The organism is Novacetimonas hansenii JCM 7643 (assembly GCF_000964405.1).
Lineage (GTDB): Bacteria > Pseudomonadota > Alphaproteobacteria > Acetobacterales > Acetobacteraceae > Novacetimonas > Novacetimonas hansenii.
The window spans coordinates 23,419-39,968 of sequence record NZ_BANE01000334.1; the positions used below are offsets into that span (position 1 = coordinate 23,419).

The 16,550-nt window shown below is 63.3% G+C and carries 15 protein-coding genes, 1 pseudogene and 1 riboswitch; of the genes and pseudogenes, 6 read left to right on the plus strand and 10 right to left on the minus strand.

The window, feature by feature from the left end; translation table 11 throughout:
- Positions 1-70 precede the first annotated feature (70 nt).
- Complete coding sequence (locus B7G66_RS16245) at positions 71-1,351, minus strand: multidrug effflux MFS transporter (protein WP_003616642.1); 1,281 nt, start codon at positions 1,349-1,351, stop codon at positions 71-73.
- 248 nt (positions 1,352-1,599) lie between these two features.
- Between B7G66_RS16245 and B7G66_RS16250 the strand changes: the two genes are divergently transcribed.
- Positions 1,600-1,836 (plus strand): DUF3297 family protein, encoded by a 237-nt coding sequence (locus B7G66_RS16250; protein WP_003616637.1) that lies wholly within the window; start codon positions 1,600-1,602, stop codon positions 1,834-1,836.
- Positions 1,837-1,994: 158 nt separating this feature from the next.
- Here the strand turns inward: B7G66_RS16250 and B7G66_RS16255 are convergent, their stop codons facing one another.
- The 7 genes from B7G66_RS16255 to B7G66_RS16290 all read right to left on the minus strand — a co-directional run bounded on the left by B7G66_RS16255 (position 1,995) and on the right by B7G66_RS16290 (position 10,753).
- The gene (locus tag B7G66_RS16255; protein WP_003616635.1) at positions 1,995-4,589 is read right to left on the minus strand and encodes an MMPL family transporter; all 2,595 of its coding nucleotides are present in this window, start codon (positions 4,587-4,589) and stop codon (positions 1,995-1,997) included.
- 233 nt (positions 4,590-4,822) lie between these two features.
- On the minus strand, positions 4,823-5,839 hold the full coding sequence (locus B7G66_RS16265) for a lysylphosphatidylglycerol synthase domain-containing protein (protein WP_003616633.1): 1,017 nt from the start codon (positions 5,837-5,839) through the stop codon (positions 4,823-4,825).
- 71 nt (positions 5,840-5,910) lie between these two features.
- The gene (gene ribH / locus B7G66_RS16270) at positions 5,911-6,396 is read right to left on the minus strand and encodes a 6,7-dimethyl-8-ribityllumazine synthase (RefSeq protein ID WP_003616631.1); all 486 of its coding nucleotides are present in this window, start codon (positions 6,394-6,396) and stop codon (positions 5,911-5,913) included.
- A gap of 24 nt (positions 6,397-6,420) precedes the next feature.
- Entirely contained in the window at positions 6,421-7,689 is a 1,269-nt protein-coding gene (locus tag B7G66_RS16275) for a bifunctional 3,4-dihydroxy-2-butanone-4-phosphate synthase/GTP cyclohydrolase II (RefSeq protein ID WP_003616629.1), read from the minus strand.
- A complete protein-coding gene (locus B7G66_RS16280) occupies positions 7,689-8,303 on the minus strand; it encodes a riboflavin synthase (protein WP_003616627.1) in 615 nt (204 codons plus the stop codon). Before B7G66_RS16280 ends, B7G66_RS16275 begins: the two co-directional genes overlap by 1 nt.
- Positions 8,285-9,358, minus strand: a complete 1,074-nt coding sequence (ribD, locus tag B7G66_RS16285) for a bifunctional diaminohydroxyphosphoribosylaminopyrimidine deaminase/5-amino-6-(5-phosphoribosylamino)uracil reductase RibD (protein WP_003616625.1) — start codon at positions 9,356-9,358, stop codon at positions 8,285-8,287. Before ribD ends, B7G66_RS16280 begins: the two co-directional genes overlap by 19 nt.
- A gap of 97 nt (positions 9,359-9,455) precedes the next feature.
- Positions 9,456-9,618, minus strand: a riboswitch (FMN riboswitch).
- 208 nt (positions 9,619-9,826) lie between these two features.
- Positions 9,827-10,753, minus strand: coding sequence for an MIP/aquaporin family protein (locus B7G66_RS16290; protein ID WP_048859405.1), 927 nt, complete (start codon positions 10,751-10,753; stop codon positions 9,827-9,829).
- A gap of 394 nt (positions 10,754-11,147) precedes the next feature.
- On the opposite strand from B7G66_RS16290, the gene B7G66_RS16295 reads away from it, so the two are divergent.
- A complete protein-coding gene (locus B7G66_RS16295; RefSeq protein WP_003616622.1) occupies positions 11,148-12,929 on the plus strand; it encodes a hypothetical protein in 1,782 nt (593 codons plus the stop codon).
- Here B7G66_RS16295 and B7G66_RS16300 read toward each other — a convergent pair.
- A complete protein-coding gene (locus B7G66_RS16300) occupies positions 12,901-13,455 on the minus strand; it encodes a hypothetical protein (RefSeq protein WP_040510282.1) in 555 nt (184 codons plus the stop codon). The two genes, B7G66_RS16295 and B7G66_RS16300, sit on opposite strands and share 29 nt — an antisense overlap.
- Before the next feature lie 267 nt (positions 13,456-13,722).
- Between B7G66_RS16300 and B7G66_RS16305 the strand changes: the two genes are divergently transcribed.
- Entirely contained in the window at positions 13,723-13,950 is a 228-nt protein-coding gene (locus B7G66_RS16305) for a DUF3126 family protein (RefSeq protein WP_003616619.1), read from the plus strand.
- 57 nt (positions 13,951-14,007) lie between these two features.
- On the opposite strand, the gene B7G66_RS16310 is transcribed toward B7G66_RS16305, so the two are convergent.
- The gene (locus tag B7G66_RS16310) at positions 14,008-14,628 is read right to left on the minus strand and encodes a DUF2939 domain-containing protein (protein WP_003616616.1); all 621 of its coding nucleotides are present in this window, start codon (positions 14,626-14,628) and stop codon (positions 14,008-14,010) included.
- Positions 14,629-14,789: 161 nt separating this feature from the next.
- Here B7G66_RS16310 and B7G66_RS16315 point away from each other — a divergent pair, with 161 nt between their 5' ends.
- The 3 genes and pseudogenes from B7G66_RS16315 to B7G66_RS16325 all read left to right on the plus strand — a co-directional run.
- The gene (locus B7G66_RS16315) at positions 14,790-15,638 is read left to right on the plus strand and encodes a HesA/MoeB/ThiF family protein (protein WP_003616613.1); all 849 of its coding nucleotides are present in this window, start codon (positions 14,790-14,792) and stop codon (positions 15,636-15,638) included.
- Complete coding sequence (locus tag B7G66_RS16320) at positions 15,635-16,060, plus strand: DsrE family protein (protein WP_003616611.1); 426 nt, start codon at positions 15,635-15,637, stop codon at positions 16,058-16,060. The genes B7G66_RS16315 and B7G66_RS16320 overlap by 4 nt, the downstream gene beginning before the upstream one ends.
- 17 nt (positions 16,061-16,077) lie before the next feature.
- A pseudogene (locus B7G66_RS16325) lies at positions 16,078-16,550 on the plus strand (SH3 domain-containing protein); the annotation flags it as partial.

The following is a 16,550-nucleotide window of genomic DNA, read 5'->3' on the forward strand; positions in this document are numbered from 1 at the left end:
AGGAAACGTCCATGAAGCACACACGTCATGCGGCTTCGCCCCCAAGGATGGAAAAAGCGATCGACCGGTGTCAAGCAGAAGTGCCAGAAAGGGATGCATGTGATACTTTTTTATCACATATATGCCGCCAGATATTGCACGCCACCATCGCGATTACCCCCGCCATCATCGTGACCGCCAGAGGCACGGGCGTATGGAATGTCACATGTCCCAGCACAAATCCGCTGAATGCCGCGAGTGAGAATTGGATCGTGCCCATCAGTGCCGATGCGCTTCCGGCCTGATGTCCATGATGGGTAAAGGCCAGAACCATCGCGTTCGGTCCGATAAAGCCAAGCGTGCTGGTAATCCCCATGATCAGCAGACAGATCACGACCGGATGTTGCGGCCCGGCAAAACCCGACAGCGACAGCGCAAGGCACAGCGTGCTGGTACACAGGCACACCACGATGCCAGCGTTCAGCAACCGCGTCAGGGAATGGTGATGCACCAGCCATCCGTTAAGCTGCGCCCCGGCGATGAAGAATGCGGCGTTGATGCCGAAAAACATCCCGAACTGTAGCGGTGTGAAGTGCAGCAGCTTTTCAAACAGTATGGGCGACGCCGTAAGGTAGGCGAACATGACGAATGACGAAAAGCTGGTGATCAGCGCGCTGGACATAAAGACCGGTTCACGCACCAGCCCCATATAGCGCGAGGCGATGCCCGATGCAGATAGCGGGATGCGCCGTGCGTGGGGCATGGTGTCGGGCATTGCCGCGGCCACCGCCACCAGCCCCAGCGCGGAATAGAGAACCGCAATCCAGAAAATCCACCGCCAATGCCCGACCGACAGCACAAGACTGCCTAAGGAGGGGGCAAGGATCGGCATAAGGCCGAAGACCAGTGTCAGTTGCGACATGATTTTCGCGCCCTGCTGCCCTGTTGCGACATCCCGCACGATGGCGCGCGGTACTACCGAACACGCGGACCCGCCCAGTGCGGCGACAAAACGACATACGCAGAACAGGTCCAGCGTGGTGGCGCAGGCACACCCGATGGAGGCCAGCATAAATACGGCAAGTCCCCCGATCAGGGGAATCCGCCGTCCCAGCCGGTCAGACAGTGGCCCCATGCTGAACTGTCCCACCGCCAGCCCGGCGAACCATGCCGCCAGCGTGATCTGGCTGGCCCCATTGCGGCCATTCGCAAGTTCGAGGTCCAGCACGGGGAAGGCGGGCAGGTACATGTCGGTCGAAAGCGGCCCGATCGCGGTCAGCATTCCCAAAAGCCCGATCATCCACATCGGCATGAGTGGCGGCAGGGCGGACAGGACAGGACGGGAGGATGTGGTCGGGGCGGCAATGGGCATTGGAACGTGGCTCTGGGGCAGGGCGGGCGGCACAGCGAATGTGACGGTCGGCGTGACTTCGGGTTTTCATATCCGTGGTTTCGGGGGTGTTTGTCCATGTTTTCATGCACCGCGATATGTTCCGGTGCGACATGACGGAGGGGCGCTGCATGCATGTCCACCATGGTCTTATCCGCTGCTTGGATTACCGGGGCGAAGCCGCTATGTCAGGCACGCTTGAAGTTCCTGCATATTGAAAGAGAACGCACATGACCGAGACCGTTCCCGATCGCCTGTCGGCCAATCCCTCCAGCCCGTTTTATAACGAAGCCCTGCTTGAGCGCGGTATTGGCGTCCGCTTCAAGGGGATCGAGAAGAACAATGTCGAGGAATACTGCATCAGCGAAGGCTGGGTCCGCCTTGCCGTGGGCAAGAGCACGGATCGCCATGGCAATCCGATGACCATGCTGGTGCGCGGCCCGGTCGAGGTCTGGATCAAGGATTGATTTGCTGCCCCCGCGAAGGAAGTTCCGCGCGGGCGACGTCCGGGCTCTGCCCGGACCCGGCAGGGATCACGATCCCTGCACCCTGATTCGTTTATAAAGTCATGGTTTCCAAAGGTCCGTGACCTTTGGCGGGGTTTCAGGGGCAGAGCCCCTGAGGCTTATTCCTCGTCAATTGCCCGTTTGGGCAGAAGTGCTGGCACAAAAACCAGCGTCGCGACCAGCGTGCATGCCAGTGACAGCAGCAGGAGCCGCCCCATGCTGGCGGTGCCCGGGTGGTGCGACGCGGCGAGTGAACCGAACGCCGTACCGGTTGTCAGGGCGGAAAACAGCACCGCGCGTGCCGTGGGACTCGACAGCGGCATCTTCACGCCCGCACGCCAGTTCATGACGAAATAGATGTTGAACGACACGCCGACACCCAGCAGCAGGGGCAGGGCGATGATGTTGGCAAAGTTAAGCTGTTCGGGCACGAACACGATCAGGATGACCGTCATCAGCGCCGACAGCAGCAACGGTGCCAGCACCAGCGCCGAATCCAGCAGGCGGCGCAGGGCGACCGACAGGATGATGCCGATCATCACGATCGCGGCGCACGCGGCCATGACAAAGGCATGGACCATGGTTGCCGCGCTTTCGACGATGTCGATGGCGCTGCCTGCCGCCGTGGGGGCGACCTTCTGGATTTCGCCCACATACCGGTGCAGCGCTGCGTTGCCGGTCATTTCCTTGGTGGGGTGGACCTCCACCAGGGCGCGCCCGTCAGGCAGCAGGTAATCGTTGGCAAGGATGGGCGGCACGTCGGAAATGGATACCGGCTTGGCCTGCAGCATGGTGCGCAGCATGTCCAGTTGCATCGGCAGGAAATGGACCAGTGCCTCGTTGGTGGCAAGGATCGTCTGGTCATCCGCGTGCGACAGACGTGCAAGCGTGGACTGGATCTGGCGCAGCGGGTCGTTCGGGGCCAGTTTGTCCAGCACGCCGCCAAGGTCCGCCGCCGTTTTTGCCGCCGCTTCACGCAGGGCGTTGGCGTCCGGCGCGGGCTTGGGATTGGGGACGATCAGGGTGGGCAGCATGATGTTCGCCGCATCCTGGATCATCGGCAGCTTGGTGGTCTGGTCTGATGGCACCAGCGATCCCAGCCACAGCGCGTCATGCACCAGTGGCAACTGCGACAGCCTGTCCGACATGGCATGCGCCTGGTCCAGGCTGGGCATCAGCACATCGACGGAATAGGGCGAATATTGCGGTTCCGACATCAGCATGCCCAGCGTGACCATGCCCTCGGACCTGGGGTTCTTGGTATGCAGCGGGTCGGCGTCGAATGTCAGGGTCGGGATCAGGCCCGCGCCCAGCAGGGCAAGGCAGGCGAATACGCCCAGGATGGGCTTGCGATGATGGCGGATGCTGATGTCGATGGGCCGTGCGGCGACGAACCCGACCGCCCCATGGCCGGAGGTCGGGCGAAAGATCCGCAGCAGCGCAGGCAGCAGCGTCAGCGTGCAGACGAAGGCGAAGATCATGCCAAAACCGGCGATCAGGCCCAGTTGCGCCACGCCGACAAAGGCGGTGGGCGTAAAGGCAAGGAACCCGGCGGAGGTCGCGGTCGCGGCCACAAGGATCTGGTGCCCGGTTTCGTTTCCGGTCCGCTCCAGCGCGTCATGCAGGCTTGGCACGCCCCCATCGGGCAGCGACTGTGCGCGGAAACGTACGCAGAACTGGATGGCGAAATCCACTGCGATGCCGACGAACAGGATGGCGAACGCCACGGAAATCAGGTTCAGCTTGCCCACCGCCAGCGCGGCGAAACCCGTGGTCAGCAACAGGCCAGCCACCAGCGTGATGATGATCGGTGCGATCAGCCGCCACGTATGGACCGCAAGCACCAGCCACAGCGTCACCAGCACCAGCGACCCCAGCAGGCCCGCGACCATACCTTCGGCCACAGTGGCGAATTCCTCGTCCGCGATCTGGATGTCGCCGGTGATATGGATGTGCGCGCGCCCGGACTTGACGAATGGCAGGTCACGCGCGGCGTCACGCATGGCGTCGGCGGCGGCGCCACCGGGTTGGAACGAATCGTAATCAAGCTTGGGCTGTGTCACGACGAACTGGTACTTGCCGCCAAGGTCGGCAAGGTCGCCCGCAAGCAGACGCTCCCACGACATCGTCTCTGGATGGCCCTGCGCGGCATGCTCCAGCGTGGTGGCAAAGCCCGAGAGCGCGGACTGGAACCCTTTGAGGTCGCCTTCACCATGCTCGATACCCAGTGCGATCATCGACAGGGCACCGAACAGGCCGCGTCCCGACGGGTCCGCTGCAAGCTGCCCCAGGAAGGGTTGCGCGGTGATCGTGGTATCCAGCACCCGGTCCAGCGCCTTGGGGTCAAGGAACATCAGCCCGTTGCGTACAAGGTAGGGATCGGTCTGCGGGGTGGTGACGTAATTGAAATGTACGTGGTCGTTCTTCAGCCGCGCGGCAAGGTCTATGGCGGTCTGCTGCGCCTCTTCGGGCAGGACCGCGTCGATCACCGCGACAAGCTGGTCCTGTTTTTGCGGGAACAGCCGCCCCATTTCATCCGAACGCTGTTTCCATGGCAGGTCGGATGAAAACATCATGCCCGTGTCGGTGGTGACGCCCAGTTGCGTATAGCTTGCAAAGACTGCCCCCCCGACCAGAATGGCAAAGGCCAGGACCACCGTAATGGCCCGGTTGGAACAGAACGCGACAAGACGCCCAAGGGGTACCGATAGCATGACGAGTTATTCAGCCCTTCAGAAACCGTTGCCGATGCGTATTTCGTCCTGGCACCGGGTGGAAGAGCCTCGGTTTGGCCCATGAAGCACGTGTGATGCAAGGCGGTTCTTTGTTACCGTGGCCGCCATCCGTGTCATGAACATGGCGGTGTGACGCACGTAATGGTGGCCTGGGCTTTTGTCATGCCCCCGCGCCGCCCCCGCCAGAGGCGGCGGCCCGCCGGATGACGCCATTATGACTGTTCGGGAATCTCTTTTCCCCGTGCGGGGTTTTTCGTATTCGTGGGGATAATCCAGTGCAGCTCCATCCATTGCCATCCCATCAGAGACGGCAGGCCCCATGCGATCTCACGCAATCGTTTGATCAGTGACAGCGCAATGGCCACCTGTGGTGACACCCCGAACAGGCCGGCGATGATGATATACCCGCCTTCGGATACACCAAGCGCGCCGGGCACGGCAAAGCCGGCGGATTTCGCCGCCTGTCCCACGCTCTCGATCACCAGGCACTGCCCCAGTGACAGCGGGTGGCCCACGCCGTGCATGATGATGCTGACCTCAAACGTGCCCAGTGACCATCCCAGCAGTTGCAGCGCCCCCGCGCGAAGCGCGCTTGACCGTGTTTTGTACAGCGTGATGATTTCATGATGCAGGCCGCGGATATCCTCCATCCCGCCCCAGCCAAGATGCGATGCGATGCGCATCAGCAGCCCCTCGATCAGGGAAACCGCGCCCAGATACTGGCTGCCAAGGAATACCGCGCCAAGCAGCAGGGCAGCGCCCGCGCTTTCCATCAGTTCGTCCGTCACGGCGGAACGGTTGACGAGGCAGAACAGGGCCCCCAGCCCGATAAGCGTGAATGTCACCTGGCTGAGCAGTTCGATCGTCAGGTCGCAGATGGTCGAGGCCGCCGCACGGCGCAGGCCCACCCCATGACGGCGTGACAGCAGGCGTGCGGTAATGACCTCGCCCCCTACCTGCGCCACCGGCAGCAGGTTGTTGATCCCCTCGCGCGCGCAGCGCAGGACAAGGAAATCACCCAGCGGCAGGGGGCGACGATGGCTTTCGGCAAGGATCTTCCACGCCAGGGCGGAGGCGCAGACCTGTGTGGCGTGAAAGATGATGACGGCGGCAAGGCTCCACCCGCCCGTGGCGATCAGGGCAAGGATGTCATGCAGGCCGAAACGGGAGAGCATCCATACCGTCAGCCCGATCCCGAATGTCCCGGCGATGAAAGTGATCAGCCTCATCCGCCGTCCCCTTGTCGCGCGCCGTTGTCCATGTCGCGCGCGGGGCCGCCGCGCGCGAAGATGCTACGACCTTAACAGCCTCTTATTTTCTGTATCAATGCAAGACTTTCGACACAGGCAGCCACGGCCTCGCGTCCCTTGTTATGCACGTCGTCACGCGAACGCACGATCGCCTGTTGGTCGGTATAGGTTGTCACCACCCCGAACGCGACCGGTACTTCTGTTGACAGCGATGCCTGCATCAGGCCGACAGCAGCGCCAAGGCTGATGAATTCGAAATGCGCGGTTTCACCCTTGATGACGCAGCCAAGGCAGACAACCCCGTCGTAACGTCCGGTTTTCGCCAGCGTCTGCGCCAGCAGCGGCAGTTCGTACGCACCGGGGGCATACATGACATCGTCATCGCGCATGGCAATATCATGTTCACGCAGCCACGCCAGCGCGCCGTCACGCAGGCCATGCGTCACATTTTCATTGAACCGGCTGACCACGATGGCAAGGCGTGGCGGATGTGCGAAGGTCAGGTCCACGGTGGTGGAGGGAATGTTTGTACTCATGGGAACAGGTTCCTGAAGGGGCCTTTATTCCGCGACCGGGGCAGTCACGGGCAGGCAGAGCTTATGGCCCATGCGGGTGCGCTTGGCATCCAGATAGGCACGGTTGAAGGGGTTGGGCGCGATGTCGAGCGCCACGCGGTGACGCACGGTAAAGCCGCGCTGCGTCAGGGCGCTGACCTTGTCTGGATTGTTGGTCATCAGGTCCAGTGTCCCGATTCCCAGCGCACGCAGGATGTCGGCCGCCACGTTCCAGTCGCGTGTATCCGTGTCGAAGCCAAGGCGGTGGTTCGCATCCACGGTGTCGAGTCCCATGTCCTGCAGTGCATAGGCGCGGATTTTGTTCGCCAGCCCGATGCCGCGTCCCTCGTGCCCCTGCAGGTACACCAGCACGCCGGCATCCGCGCGGTCGATCCGTTCCAGCGCCGCCTGAAGCTGCGCCCCGCAATCGCAGCGCAGCGAACCAAGCGCATCGCCCGTGACGCATTCGGAATGCAGCCGCACCAACGGCACGCATCCCGCCGCGTCCGGCTGGCCCTTGACCATTGCCACATGTTCCGTGCCATCGGGCGCGCGGAAGGCATGGATAATCATGTCCTCCCCGCCAAAGCGACTCGGCAGCTTTGCCTGCGCCACCTGTTCGACGCGGGGCAGGGGCGTATCGGTTCCGTCCGGTGTGGCGGCCGCGTCGGCCCGTGCGCGCAGCCACGCCGCAAGTTCGGCGATGGAAAGGATCGGCAGCCCGTGCCTTTCGGCATAGGGGCGCAGGTCGTCCATGCGCGACATGGTGCCGTCATCGTTCGTAATTTCGCAGATCACGGCGGCAGGCATCAGCCCGGCAAGGCGTGCGAGGTCCACCGATGCCTCGGTATGGCCATCACGTTCCAGCGTTCCACCCGGCTTGGCGCGCAGGGGAAAGATATGCCCGGGGGAGACAAGGTCCGACGGCCGTGCATCCGGGGCCACGGCGGCAAGGATGGTGCGTGCGCGGTCGGCGGCTGAAATGCCGGTGGTCACGCCCTCGCGCGCCTCGATGGAGACGGTGAACGCCGTGCCGCGCGGGCAGGTATTGACCTGCGTCATCATCGGCAGGCCAAGCTGTGTGATCAGGGCGGGGGCAAGTGGCATGCACACCAGGCCACGGGCATGGGTGATCATGAAATTGATCGCCTCTGGCGTGACGAGTTCCGCCGCCATCACAAGGTCGCCCTCGTTCTCGCGGTCTTCATCATCGACAAGGATGACCATTCCGCCACGCCGTATGGTCGCGACCGCGTGTTCCAGCCGGGGGGGCATCAACGGTACTGGCATAATGTCTCCACGTATTTTGCGATGACATCCACTTCCACGTTCACGTCCGCGCCGGGCGTCAGTGTGCCCAGCGTCGTGTGTTCCCATGTATGGGGGATGATCATGAGTTCGATGCGAAAGGCGTCCGGCCCTGCGTCTTCGCCCGGTGCGCCGACGGCGTTGAGGGTCAGGCTGATGCCGTCAAGGGTGATCGACCCCTTGTCCACGAGATAACGGCGCAGGCGCACGGGGACGGCGAATGCGATATGACGCGCCTCCCCTTCGGGTGTGACCGACAGCAGGCGGGCGGTGGCGTCCACGTGGCCCTGCACGATATGGCCCGACAGGCGGGTGGCAGGTGTCACCGCGCGTTCCAGGTTGACGCGACGCCCCGGCGCAAGCTGGCGCAGCGATGTACATTCCAGCGTCTCCGGGCTGATGAAGAACGTGGCGTTACCTGCCGTGTCGAATGCCGTCACCGTCAGGCACACGCCATTGACCGCGATGCTTTCGCCCAGCGACAGGTCCGTGATCCCGGTCGCCACCTGCACCTCAAGGTCGCGTTCGCCCCGCTGTGTGGTGGTGATGGTGCCCAGATGCTCTATGATCCCTGAAAACATGTCGCTCCTTTCGGGATATCCAGTTCGGGGAACAGGCACAGCGGCGTGTCCCCGCCCGTGCGTACGCTGACCTCCATGGCCTCCGTCCCGTCGGGGCAGACCGTAACCGTCAGCCAGTCATCCCATGTTGCATGTTCACGTATTGCCGACAGCAGGCCCGGCCCGGCCTCCACCAGCGCCCACATCGCCCCGGCCCGGCCCAGCAGGTCCGGCAGGTGGCGGATGTCGGTGCAGGTCCGCACATCGAACCCGCGCGCGCGGGCCTGCGTGGCATACTGTTCATCGACCTGCCCGCGTGTGGTGCATATCACCAGCAGTCGTGACGCGCGGCCCGGATGGTCGGGTACGCGCCGGACATCGAGTCCCGGGCGGTCCGCCGTGATCGTGCCGGTGGCGGTGACGACCGCATCCGTCGCGCGGCGCAGGCGGTGTGCAAGGTCGAGTGCTGTGGCGGAGGTAAAGGTCGTGCGTCCGGCGGGCGGGCGCATGGACCCCGTGGCGTCAACGGCCTGTTTGACCGTGACCCATGCGCGGCCCGTGCGTGCCAGATGGGCAAAGGGCGTAATCAGGCCCCGGCACAGCCGGGCCAGTTCTGCTGCGTCATATGTGCCCATATCGGACAGGAGGCGTACATCGCACCCGTGGTCACGCAGGAAATCCGCCCCGCCACCCGCGACATTGGGGTTGGGGTCCGTCGCCCCGATCCAGACGGTGCGGATGGGGGTATGCATGATGGCCTGCGAACACGGGCCGGTGCGCCCGGTGTGGTTGCACGGCTCCAGCGTCACGACGATGGTATGGGCACGTTCGATCAGGCCGCGTTCACGGCACAGGGCGATGGCCCGTGCCTCCGCATGGGGGGTGCCCGCGCGGTGATGCGCGCCAGTGCACAGGATCGTTCCCGCAGCGTCGAGGATCGCGCAGCCCACGGGCGGGTTGGGGGCGGTCGCGCCGACATGGCGCACCGCGTCCGCCACCGCCGCGCGGAAGGCCCGTTCGATATGGGGGGGAAGCCCGCCTGCCCTTGTCCCCGTGCGTGCATGTCCAGCCGACATGTCCACGACGATACTCTCCATCCACTATGCGGACGGACCCAGGGCGCACGACGCCTGCATGCCGCACCCGTTAACGGGTACGGACATCCTGACATGCGTTCGTTCTCTATCATCCGGACTGTAACCGTCGGTTCCGGGGTCTCACCGGATCTGCTGACCCTGTCGGCTGATGCCGCCAGGCGCTCGCGGACTGATGGCGGGACTGTTACGCCCCGTCAAACACCGCCGGTGGGGAATTGCACCCCGCCCCGAGAACGTCTGCGGGCCGGTTCCCATGAACCGACCCATCAACTTGGCCTATAGTTTGGGAAGAATGACAGGCAATTGCAAGCCCTGTCCCCGATCACATTCCCCAAGAGGCGTTTTCACACGGATTCACCCGGACCTGCTGTCGTGAAACCCACCCCACAGGCATGCCCCTTTGCCGCCATGGGGCAGAGGCGGTGCAAGATCCCCCACCGTGCCTTGCTATCCTTCTTTTCCCTGTATCTTCGCTTCCTGCCTCTCTGCGTGTCGGCGCATTGGGTGGAACAGGGAGGGGACACGCCCATGGTGGCCGAAATTGACCAGACGCGCTTCTTCCACCTCCAGATGACCGAACAGGCGCATACGGATCGCCAGCACAGACAGGGATGCGCCCACGAACGGCCCGATGGCATAGATCCAGAAAGACGTCCATTGTCCCGAAAACAGGGCGGGCGCAAAACTGCGCGCCAGATTGGAACTGTTGCCCGACAGCCATGCGGAGACGGGATTGAGCAAGAGGAAGAACAGGCCCCCCGCCCATGGCGTCAGTTCCTTGAAACGCGGATGCCCCGCCAGCCCGTAAAGCATGAGGATCAGCAGCGCCGTCAGCACCAGTTCCGTCATCAGCGGCCACATGATGGAGACATGGGGCGCAGGCACCGTTGCCGCGTATCCCGCTGTCGTCACCAGATGCCCCCATGACGGGAACAGTACTGCCGCGTATGCCAGAAGCCATGTGCCAAGGCATGCGCCAACCATCTGTGCGATGACATAACCGCACAGGTCCACCCACCCCAGCTTTCCCGACAGGGCAAATGCCAGGGAGACCGACGGGTTCACATGCGCGCCGCTGACCCTGCCAAACGGGGTCATGGCCGCGACCGTGCCCGACAGGCCGAAAAACAGGCCGCACAATGCAATCTGGATGATCGGATGGGGGGCAAGGAATGCCCCCACCGCACCCTGTGGCGCCGTCAGGACCGCGACCGAGATGACGCCGCATATCATCAGGGTCGCGGTGGCCACCATTTCACACCCATACAATGTCCAGTGCAGGGGATGGTCGGGGTGGGCCGCACCTGACAGGGGGCGGTCCTCCTGTGTGTGGGGGGCTGTCGCGGGGGATGATGAAGCAGGAAGGGTGTTCATGCCGCCTTCTTCCATGGCTGTGACAGGGCTGTACCCCGGAAAATGGGCGTAGGCCCCTTGTCTACAGGAAGAAATGTTATGAAATATATATAATCATGTGAATATAAGATGCTGAATCCAATAATAATTAAATAACAGTTCTTCTTATTTTTATTGATGAGGCAACATGCTGCAAAGTGTATGCGAAAAAAAACACTTTCATGGCATGAAATACTCGTGCGCGGCCATATCCATCTGTGGCTGTTGTCACGATGCGATGATGTTCTTGTATCTGCTTTAGGGACTGCGTGCCGGAACGATGTGCTGTTGGCAGAAAATACATGATCCTGTCCGCCACCGCGATGGCGGGTGCGTCCACCGGTGCGCCCACCGGACGGCGGCGCGGGGCGTGGCCATGGTGCTGTCCGGGGTGTTCGCGGCCTGTATCGCCCTTCCGGCCCGTGCCGATGACCTGAGCGAAATCCAGGCCATCCGCGAGGAGATGCGCAGGCTGGAGGCCAAGGTCGAACGGCTGGAATCGCACCATGCCCATGCGGCGGGCAATGGGGGGGGGCACCTGTTCGCACGCCATGGCACACGGCAGAACAGCCTGTCGGATGGCGGTGCGCACACGCATCCCATCGACCCCGGTGCCGTGCCCGACCTGCGCCACCTGTCGATCGGCGGTCCCGCCGTTTCCGCCGACAGCCAGACCGCGGCGGAGGAAGCCAACGCGGCGCTTCAGGACACCAATGCGCAGCAGCAGCCGCAACTGAACATGGATTCCTCCAGCCCCCTGTCGATCACCCAGACCGGTGTGGACAGCCTGCCGCCCGTGTTCCGCATCGGCGGCGTGTCGGTGCGGCTTGGCGGGTTCATCGACTTTTCCAACATCTACCGCAGCAAGAACCTGACCAGCGGACCCGCCACAAGCTGGGGCAGCTTTCCCTATGCCAACAGCCCCAACGCCCATACCGGGGAATACCGTCCCTCCGCACAGCTGACGCGCCTGAGTGTGCTGCTGCAGGGAACGCCGACGGACCACCAGGTGCTTTCGGCGTATATCGAGACCGATTTCGGTGGTGCCGCCGGTACCGCCAACAGTTATCAGACCAACAGCTATACCCCGCGTATCCGCCAGGCCTACATGACCTATAGCGATACGAAATGGGGGTTCCATGTCCTTGCCGGACAGGCGTGGAGCCTGACGACCGGCTATACACAGGGGCTTTTGTCGCGGCATGAGCAGTTGCCCCCCGTGGTGGATAACAACCAGATCCCCGGTATCGTGTTTACCCGCGTGCCCCAGATCCGCTTTATCAAGGATTTCGGGCGCAAATGGTGGGTGGGCCTGTCGATCGAGGCCCCGCAGGTCGCCTTTGCGGAATCTGACGGCATGCTGGACGATGGCACGTTGCAGCCGGGCGTGGGCATGCGTGGCGGCACGGATGTCCTGTATAACAATACCGGGACAGGTATGCTGAACCCCAATGCCAAATACAGCATGGATGTGGCGCCGGACCTTGTGCTCAAGGGCGCGCTGGATACGAAACTGGCCCATTATGAGGTGTACGGCCTGGCGCGCTGGTTCAAGGCACTGGAAAAGGCTTATGGCAGCAATTCGATCCGCGAACGGATTTCCTTTGCTGGGGGTGTCGGTGGCGACATCACCGTTCATGCCATTCCCAAATACCTGCAGGTGACGGGCAATGTCCTTGCGGGGAAGGGAATCGGGCGCTATGGGCCATCCATGATTTCCGACGCCACGTTCAAGGCTGATGGCACGCCCGCGCCCATTCCCGAACTGATTGGCAGCCTCGGGCTGATCGGGCATCCGACGGATAATGTGCTGCTCTATCTGTATGGTGGGATCGAAACGGCGGGCCGACGCAGCTATCGTGGTCTTGATGGACGCCAGTACGGCTATGGCGTCAGTGACCTTGATCTCGCCTCATGCGATATCGAACAGATCACGACCAGCACCTGTAATGCGCAAACGCGCACCGTGGCCGACATGACGGTGGGGGGCTGGTGGCATATGTTGCAGGGCCGTTATGGCGCGGTAATGACCGGTGTGCAGTATACCTATGTGCAGAAGATCGCATTTTCCGGCACCAATGGTGCGGGGGGCAGGATCGACCCGAAAACCGGGGGCAACACGATCTATGTCACTTTCCGCTATCTGCCATTTCAGTAGGGGGCGCATGCAGCGCGGCCAGACAGTCTGACACCTGATGGTTCAGGTGTATGTCATGCATGGCGCGCAGCCCCGTGATCACGCCGGTGCGCCAGCGCCGGGTCATGCCGGTATCCACGCAGATGCGCCCCCCACCCAGCAATGCCCCATTGCCGGGATCAAGGATCTGCATCACCGCGCGTGGATTATGCGCAAGCCCCCGCCGCAGCGCGGCCTGCAGGGCGCTGACATGTGCGCTGTCGGTGTTGGCGATCAGGTCGGGCACCAGTGCGATCCATCCCCCCCATCCGGCGGAAACGGCGCGGATCACATGTGGCCATGCCTGCTGCCGTTCAAGCTGCCTTACACTTTCACGTGCCCCCGTATCGCGGATGCGCGTCGCCAGCCCGCGTGCCGTCAGGACGCGCGATGCCTCCACCGGGGCGCCGGGCGTCGTGGGTGTGCCGGCCGCCAGCGCGGTCAGCCCGATGGGCAGCGCAAGAAGCAGCCAGAACAGCACAAGGCGTGGGAGGGAGCGTAGCCGCAAACTTTTTTCCTATGGCGTTGTTGTTGAACCCGTAAGTGGCAAAAGACCGGGACTTCGTGGCAATCACGGGGCAAGGATGGGGTAAATCATGGGCACGGGGCGGTTGCGGGGAAAACGCCATGTGCCTATAGCGTGCGGCAATATCCGTATTTCATCATCTGGTATCGGACGCGGTCCGGCGGGCTGGGGGCCCGGTTTTGCATCCGGCCCCGTTAAGGGCATGTTTGTGACCCCGCCATATCCGTCCCCCAAGGAGAGACAAGAGCAATGAGCGCCATTTCCACATCCGAGATCAGTCGCCTTCAGACCTGCCTGCGCCGCCTGCTGGGGTCGCCCGGCCTGACGGTCAATGCCCCGCCGCGCGCGGGCCTGTCGGTCGAACTGGCCGTCAATGGCGAAGTGGTGGGAACCATCCATCGTGACGAGGACGAAGGCGAGGTGTCCTATGCCGTGCATATGACAGTACTCGAAGAAGACCTGCCGCCCGCGCGCTGATCCCTGCGCCCCGGCATCAGGCCCCGCGCCACCAGCCCTGCCTCTGGCCCGCGCGGGTCAGTGCCGGGTAATGGCAGGGGGCTGTGCCTGCGTGGCGGAGGCTTCCATCAGCGGCTGGCGCGATGTTGGCAGGTCAATGCGATGGATCTGCCACTGGAACGCGTGAATGCGCATTTGCACGCGCAACGGTGTCTCGCCTTCATGGCCGGGCATGACGATGCTGGTTTCGAACAGGCCGGGCTTGACGAATCGCGCATGCACGCGCTGCACGAATGCCAGTGGGGTGAAGGTCGCCGCCTGTCCCTGCGGGACAAGGTGGTCGACGATATCGCCAAGGTTGTTTTCGTTCACGCGTGTATCAATCGCGTTCGACACGGCGGTACTGGCGAAGGAAGCACCGAAGGCCGGCAGGTCGTCTTCGGCGGGCCTGGGGCCAAGAAGTTCATCCACCGCCTGTGTCTTGAGGCTGTCGCGTACGGAATTCCATCGCATGCTTTCGCCCAGTTCATGCATGTCATGGTTCTGGATGGCGGATGAAATCGACCACAATGTGACAAAAGGCGATGCGGCATACAGTGATGTTGCCGCAGCGAACGTCCCGGCACATATCCAGCGCGCCTGCTGCCTGCGCATTTCCGGTAGCGACGACGGGATTTTCATGCGGGAAAGAGAAGACATTGTTTTATATTCCCCCATGGTGGTTTGCGGTCAGCCCGCATTATACTGGAAACATATCGGGCATGCATTGGTTTCATGAAATGGCACCCATGGCATCACGAAATTGTGATTTCATGCAGGGGCCCGTGGGCCTTGAAACAACACCAGGCCGGGGGTGACGGATGGATTTTTCCGAAGACGAGATACAGCGCTATGCGCGCCATATCCTCCTGCCGGAGGTGGGGGGCACGGGGCAGGAAACCCTGCTGAAGGCCCGTGTCCTCATCATCGGGGCCGGCGGTCTTGGGTCCCCGCTTGCCCTTTACCTTGCCGCCGCTGGCGTGGGGCGGATCGGTCTGGTGGATGATGATGTGGTGGACCTGTCGAACCTGCAACGCCAGATCGCCCACGTCACGGCGCGGGTCGGCCATGCAAAAGTCGAATCGGCGGCGGAGGCGATGCGTGCGCTCAACCCCGGTGTGACGGTCGATTGTCATAACATCCGCCTTGGCCCGGATAACGTGCGCGAACTGGTGCGTGGATACGATATCGTGTGCGATGGGTGCGACAATTTCGCCACCCGCTACCTACTGGCTGATGCGTGCGTGTTGGAACGCCGGACGCTGGTTTCGGCGGCGGTGCTGCGGTTTGAGGGACAGCTTTCGACCTTTCGCCCGCATGACGGGGGGCCGTGCTATCGCTGCCTGTATCCATCCGCCCCGCCTGCCGGGATGGTGCCGTCATGCGCGCAGGCCGGGGTGTTTGGCGCCGTGACCGGCGTGATGGGTACCCTGCAGGCGACAGAGGTGCTCAAGGAAATCCTGGGCATCGGCGAAGGGCTGTCGGGGCGCCTGCTGGTGTGGGACGCGCTGGCGATGCGGTTTCATACTATCCGCCTGTCCCGCGACCCGGACTGCCGCCTGTGTGGGGAGCATGCGACCATCCATGACCTGTCGGGCCATGCCCCTGCCGCCGCCTCTGCCGCCGTCCATGGCGCGGCTTGCGGGCATGAGGCGATGGCGCCGTCATGAGTGACGCCGTAAACGGGACGACATCGGCGTGCGACAATGCGTCCGCGTCGGGGGATCTTGCGATCCTGCTGCTCGACGGGGGGTATGAACGGGCACATTATGCGCTGGTCCTTGCGGCGTCCGGCCTTGCGCTGGGGCGGTCGGTCGTGCTGTTCGCGGCCGGGCGGGGCGTGCATGCGCTGGCGCGGGACTGGCAGGGGTTGCGTGATGTGCGACAGGATGCGGAAATGGCCGCGCGCGGTGTCGCCACGTTTGCAACACTGCGCGATGCGGTGGTGGAACTGGAATGTACCCTGCTGGCGTGCGAGGCGGGACTGAGGCTATGTGGTCTGGGGCATGAGGCGCTGTTGCCATCGGTGCGTGTCGCGGGGGTGCCGACATTCCTGGATGCCGCCCGTGGGCGGCAGGTCATAACGTTATAAAAGGATTGAGGAACGCGATGGCGCAAGGCACGCGGCATGTTTGTGCACCGCATGTTTCCACCGCGCGGACGGTGGGCAATCGGGCGGCTTCCCCCATCGGGATGCGTTCGCGTCACCTGTGGGGCGCGGCGCGGGCTGCCACCATGCTGGCCCTGTGCGGTGGGGGCGTGATGGCAGGTGTCCATGGGGCGCAGGCGGCGGTCACTGCCCCGGCGGCACAGGCGGGCGCACATCATGCCCCGCATCACGGCGCACACCATCACAAGGGGGGCGCGGCGGAAAAGAAAGGCGCACAGGCCAGCAAGGCCCATGCGGCCCATGCCGGGCATAAGGGCAAGGGCATATCCGCCGCCCACAGGCATGAACACGCTGCCGCCATGCCTGTTGCGCCGGCACATCATCACGCCCATGCCGCCGCCGTGGCGGCCCCCGTCGCGGCGGGGGCCGCGGTTGCGGCCACGGCAGCGGCAGGTACCACTGCTGCTGCGGC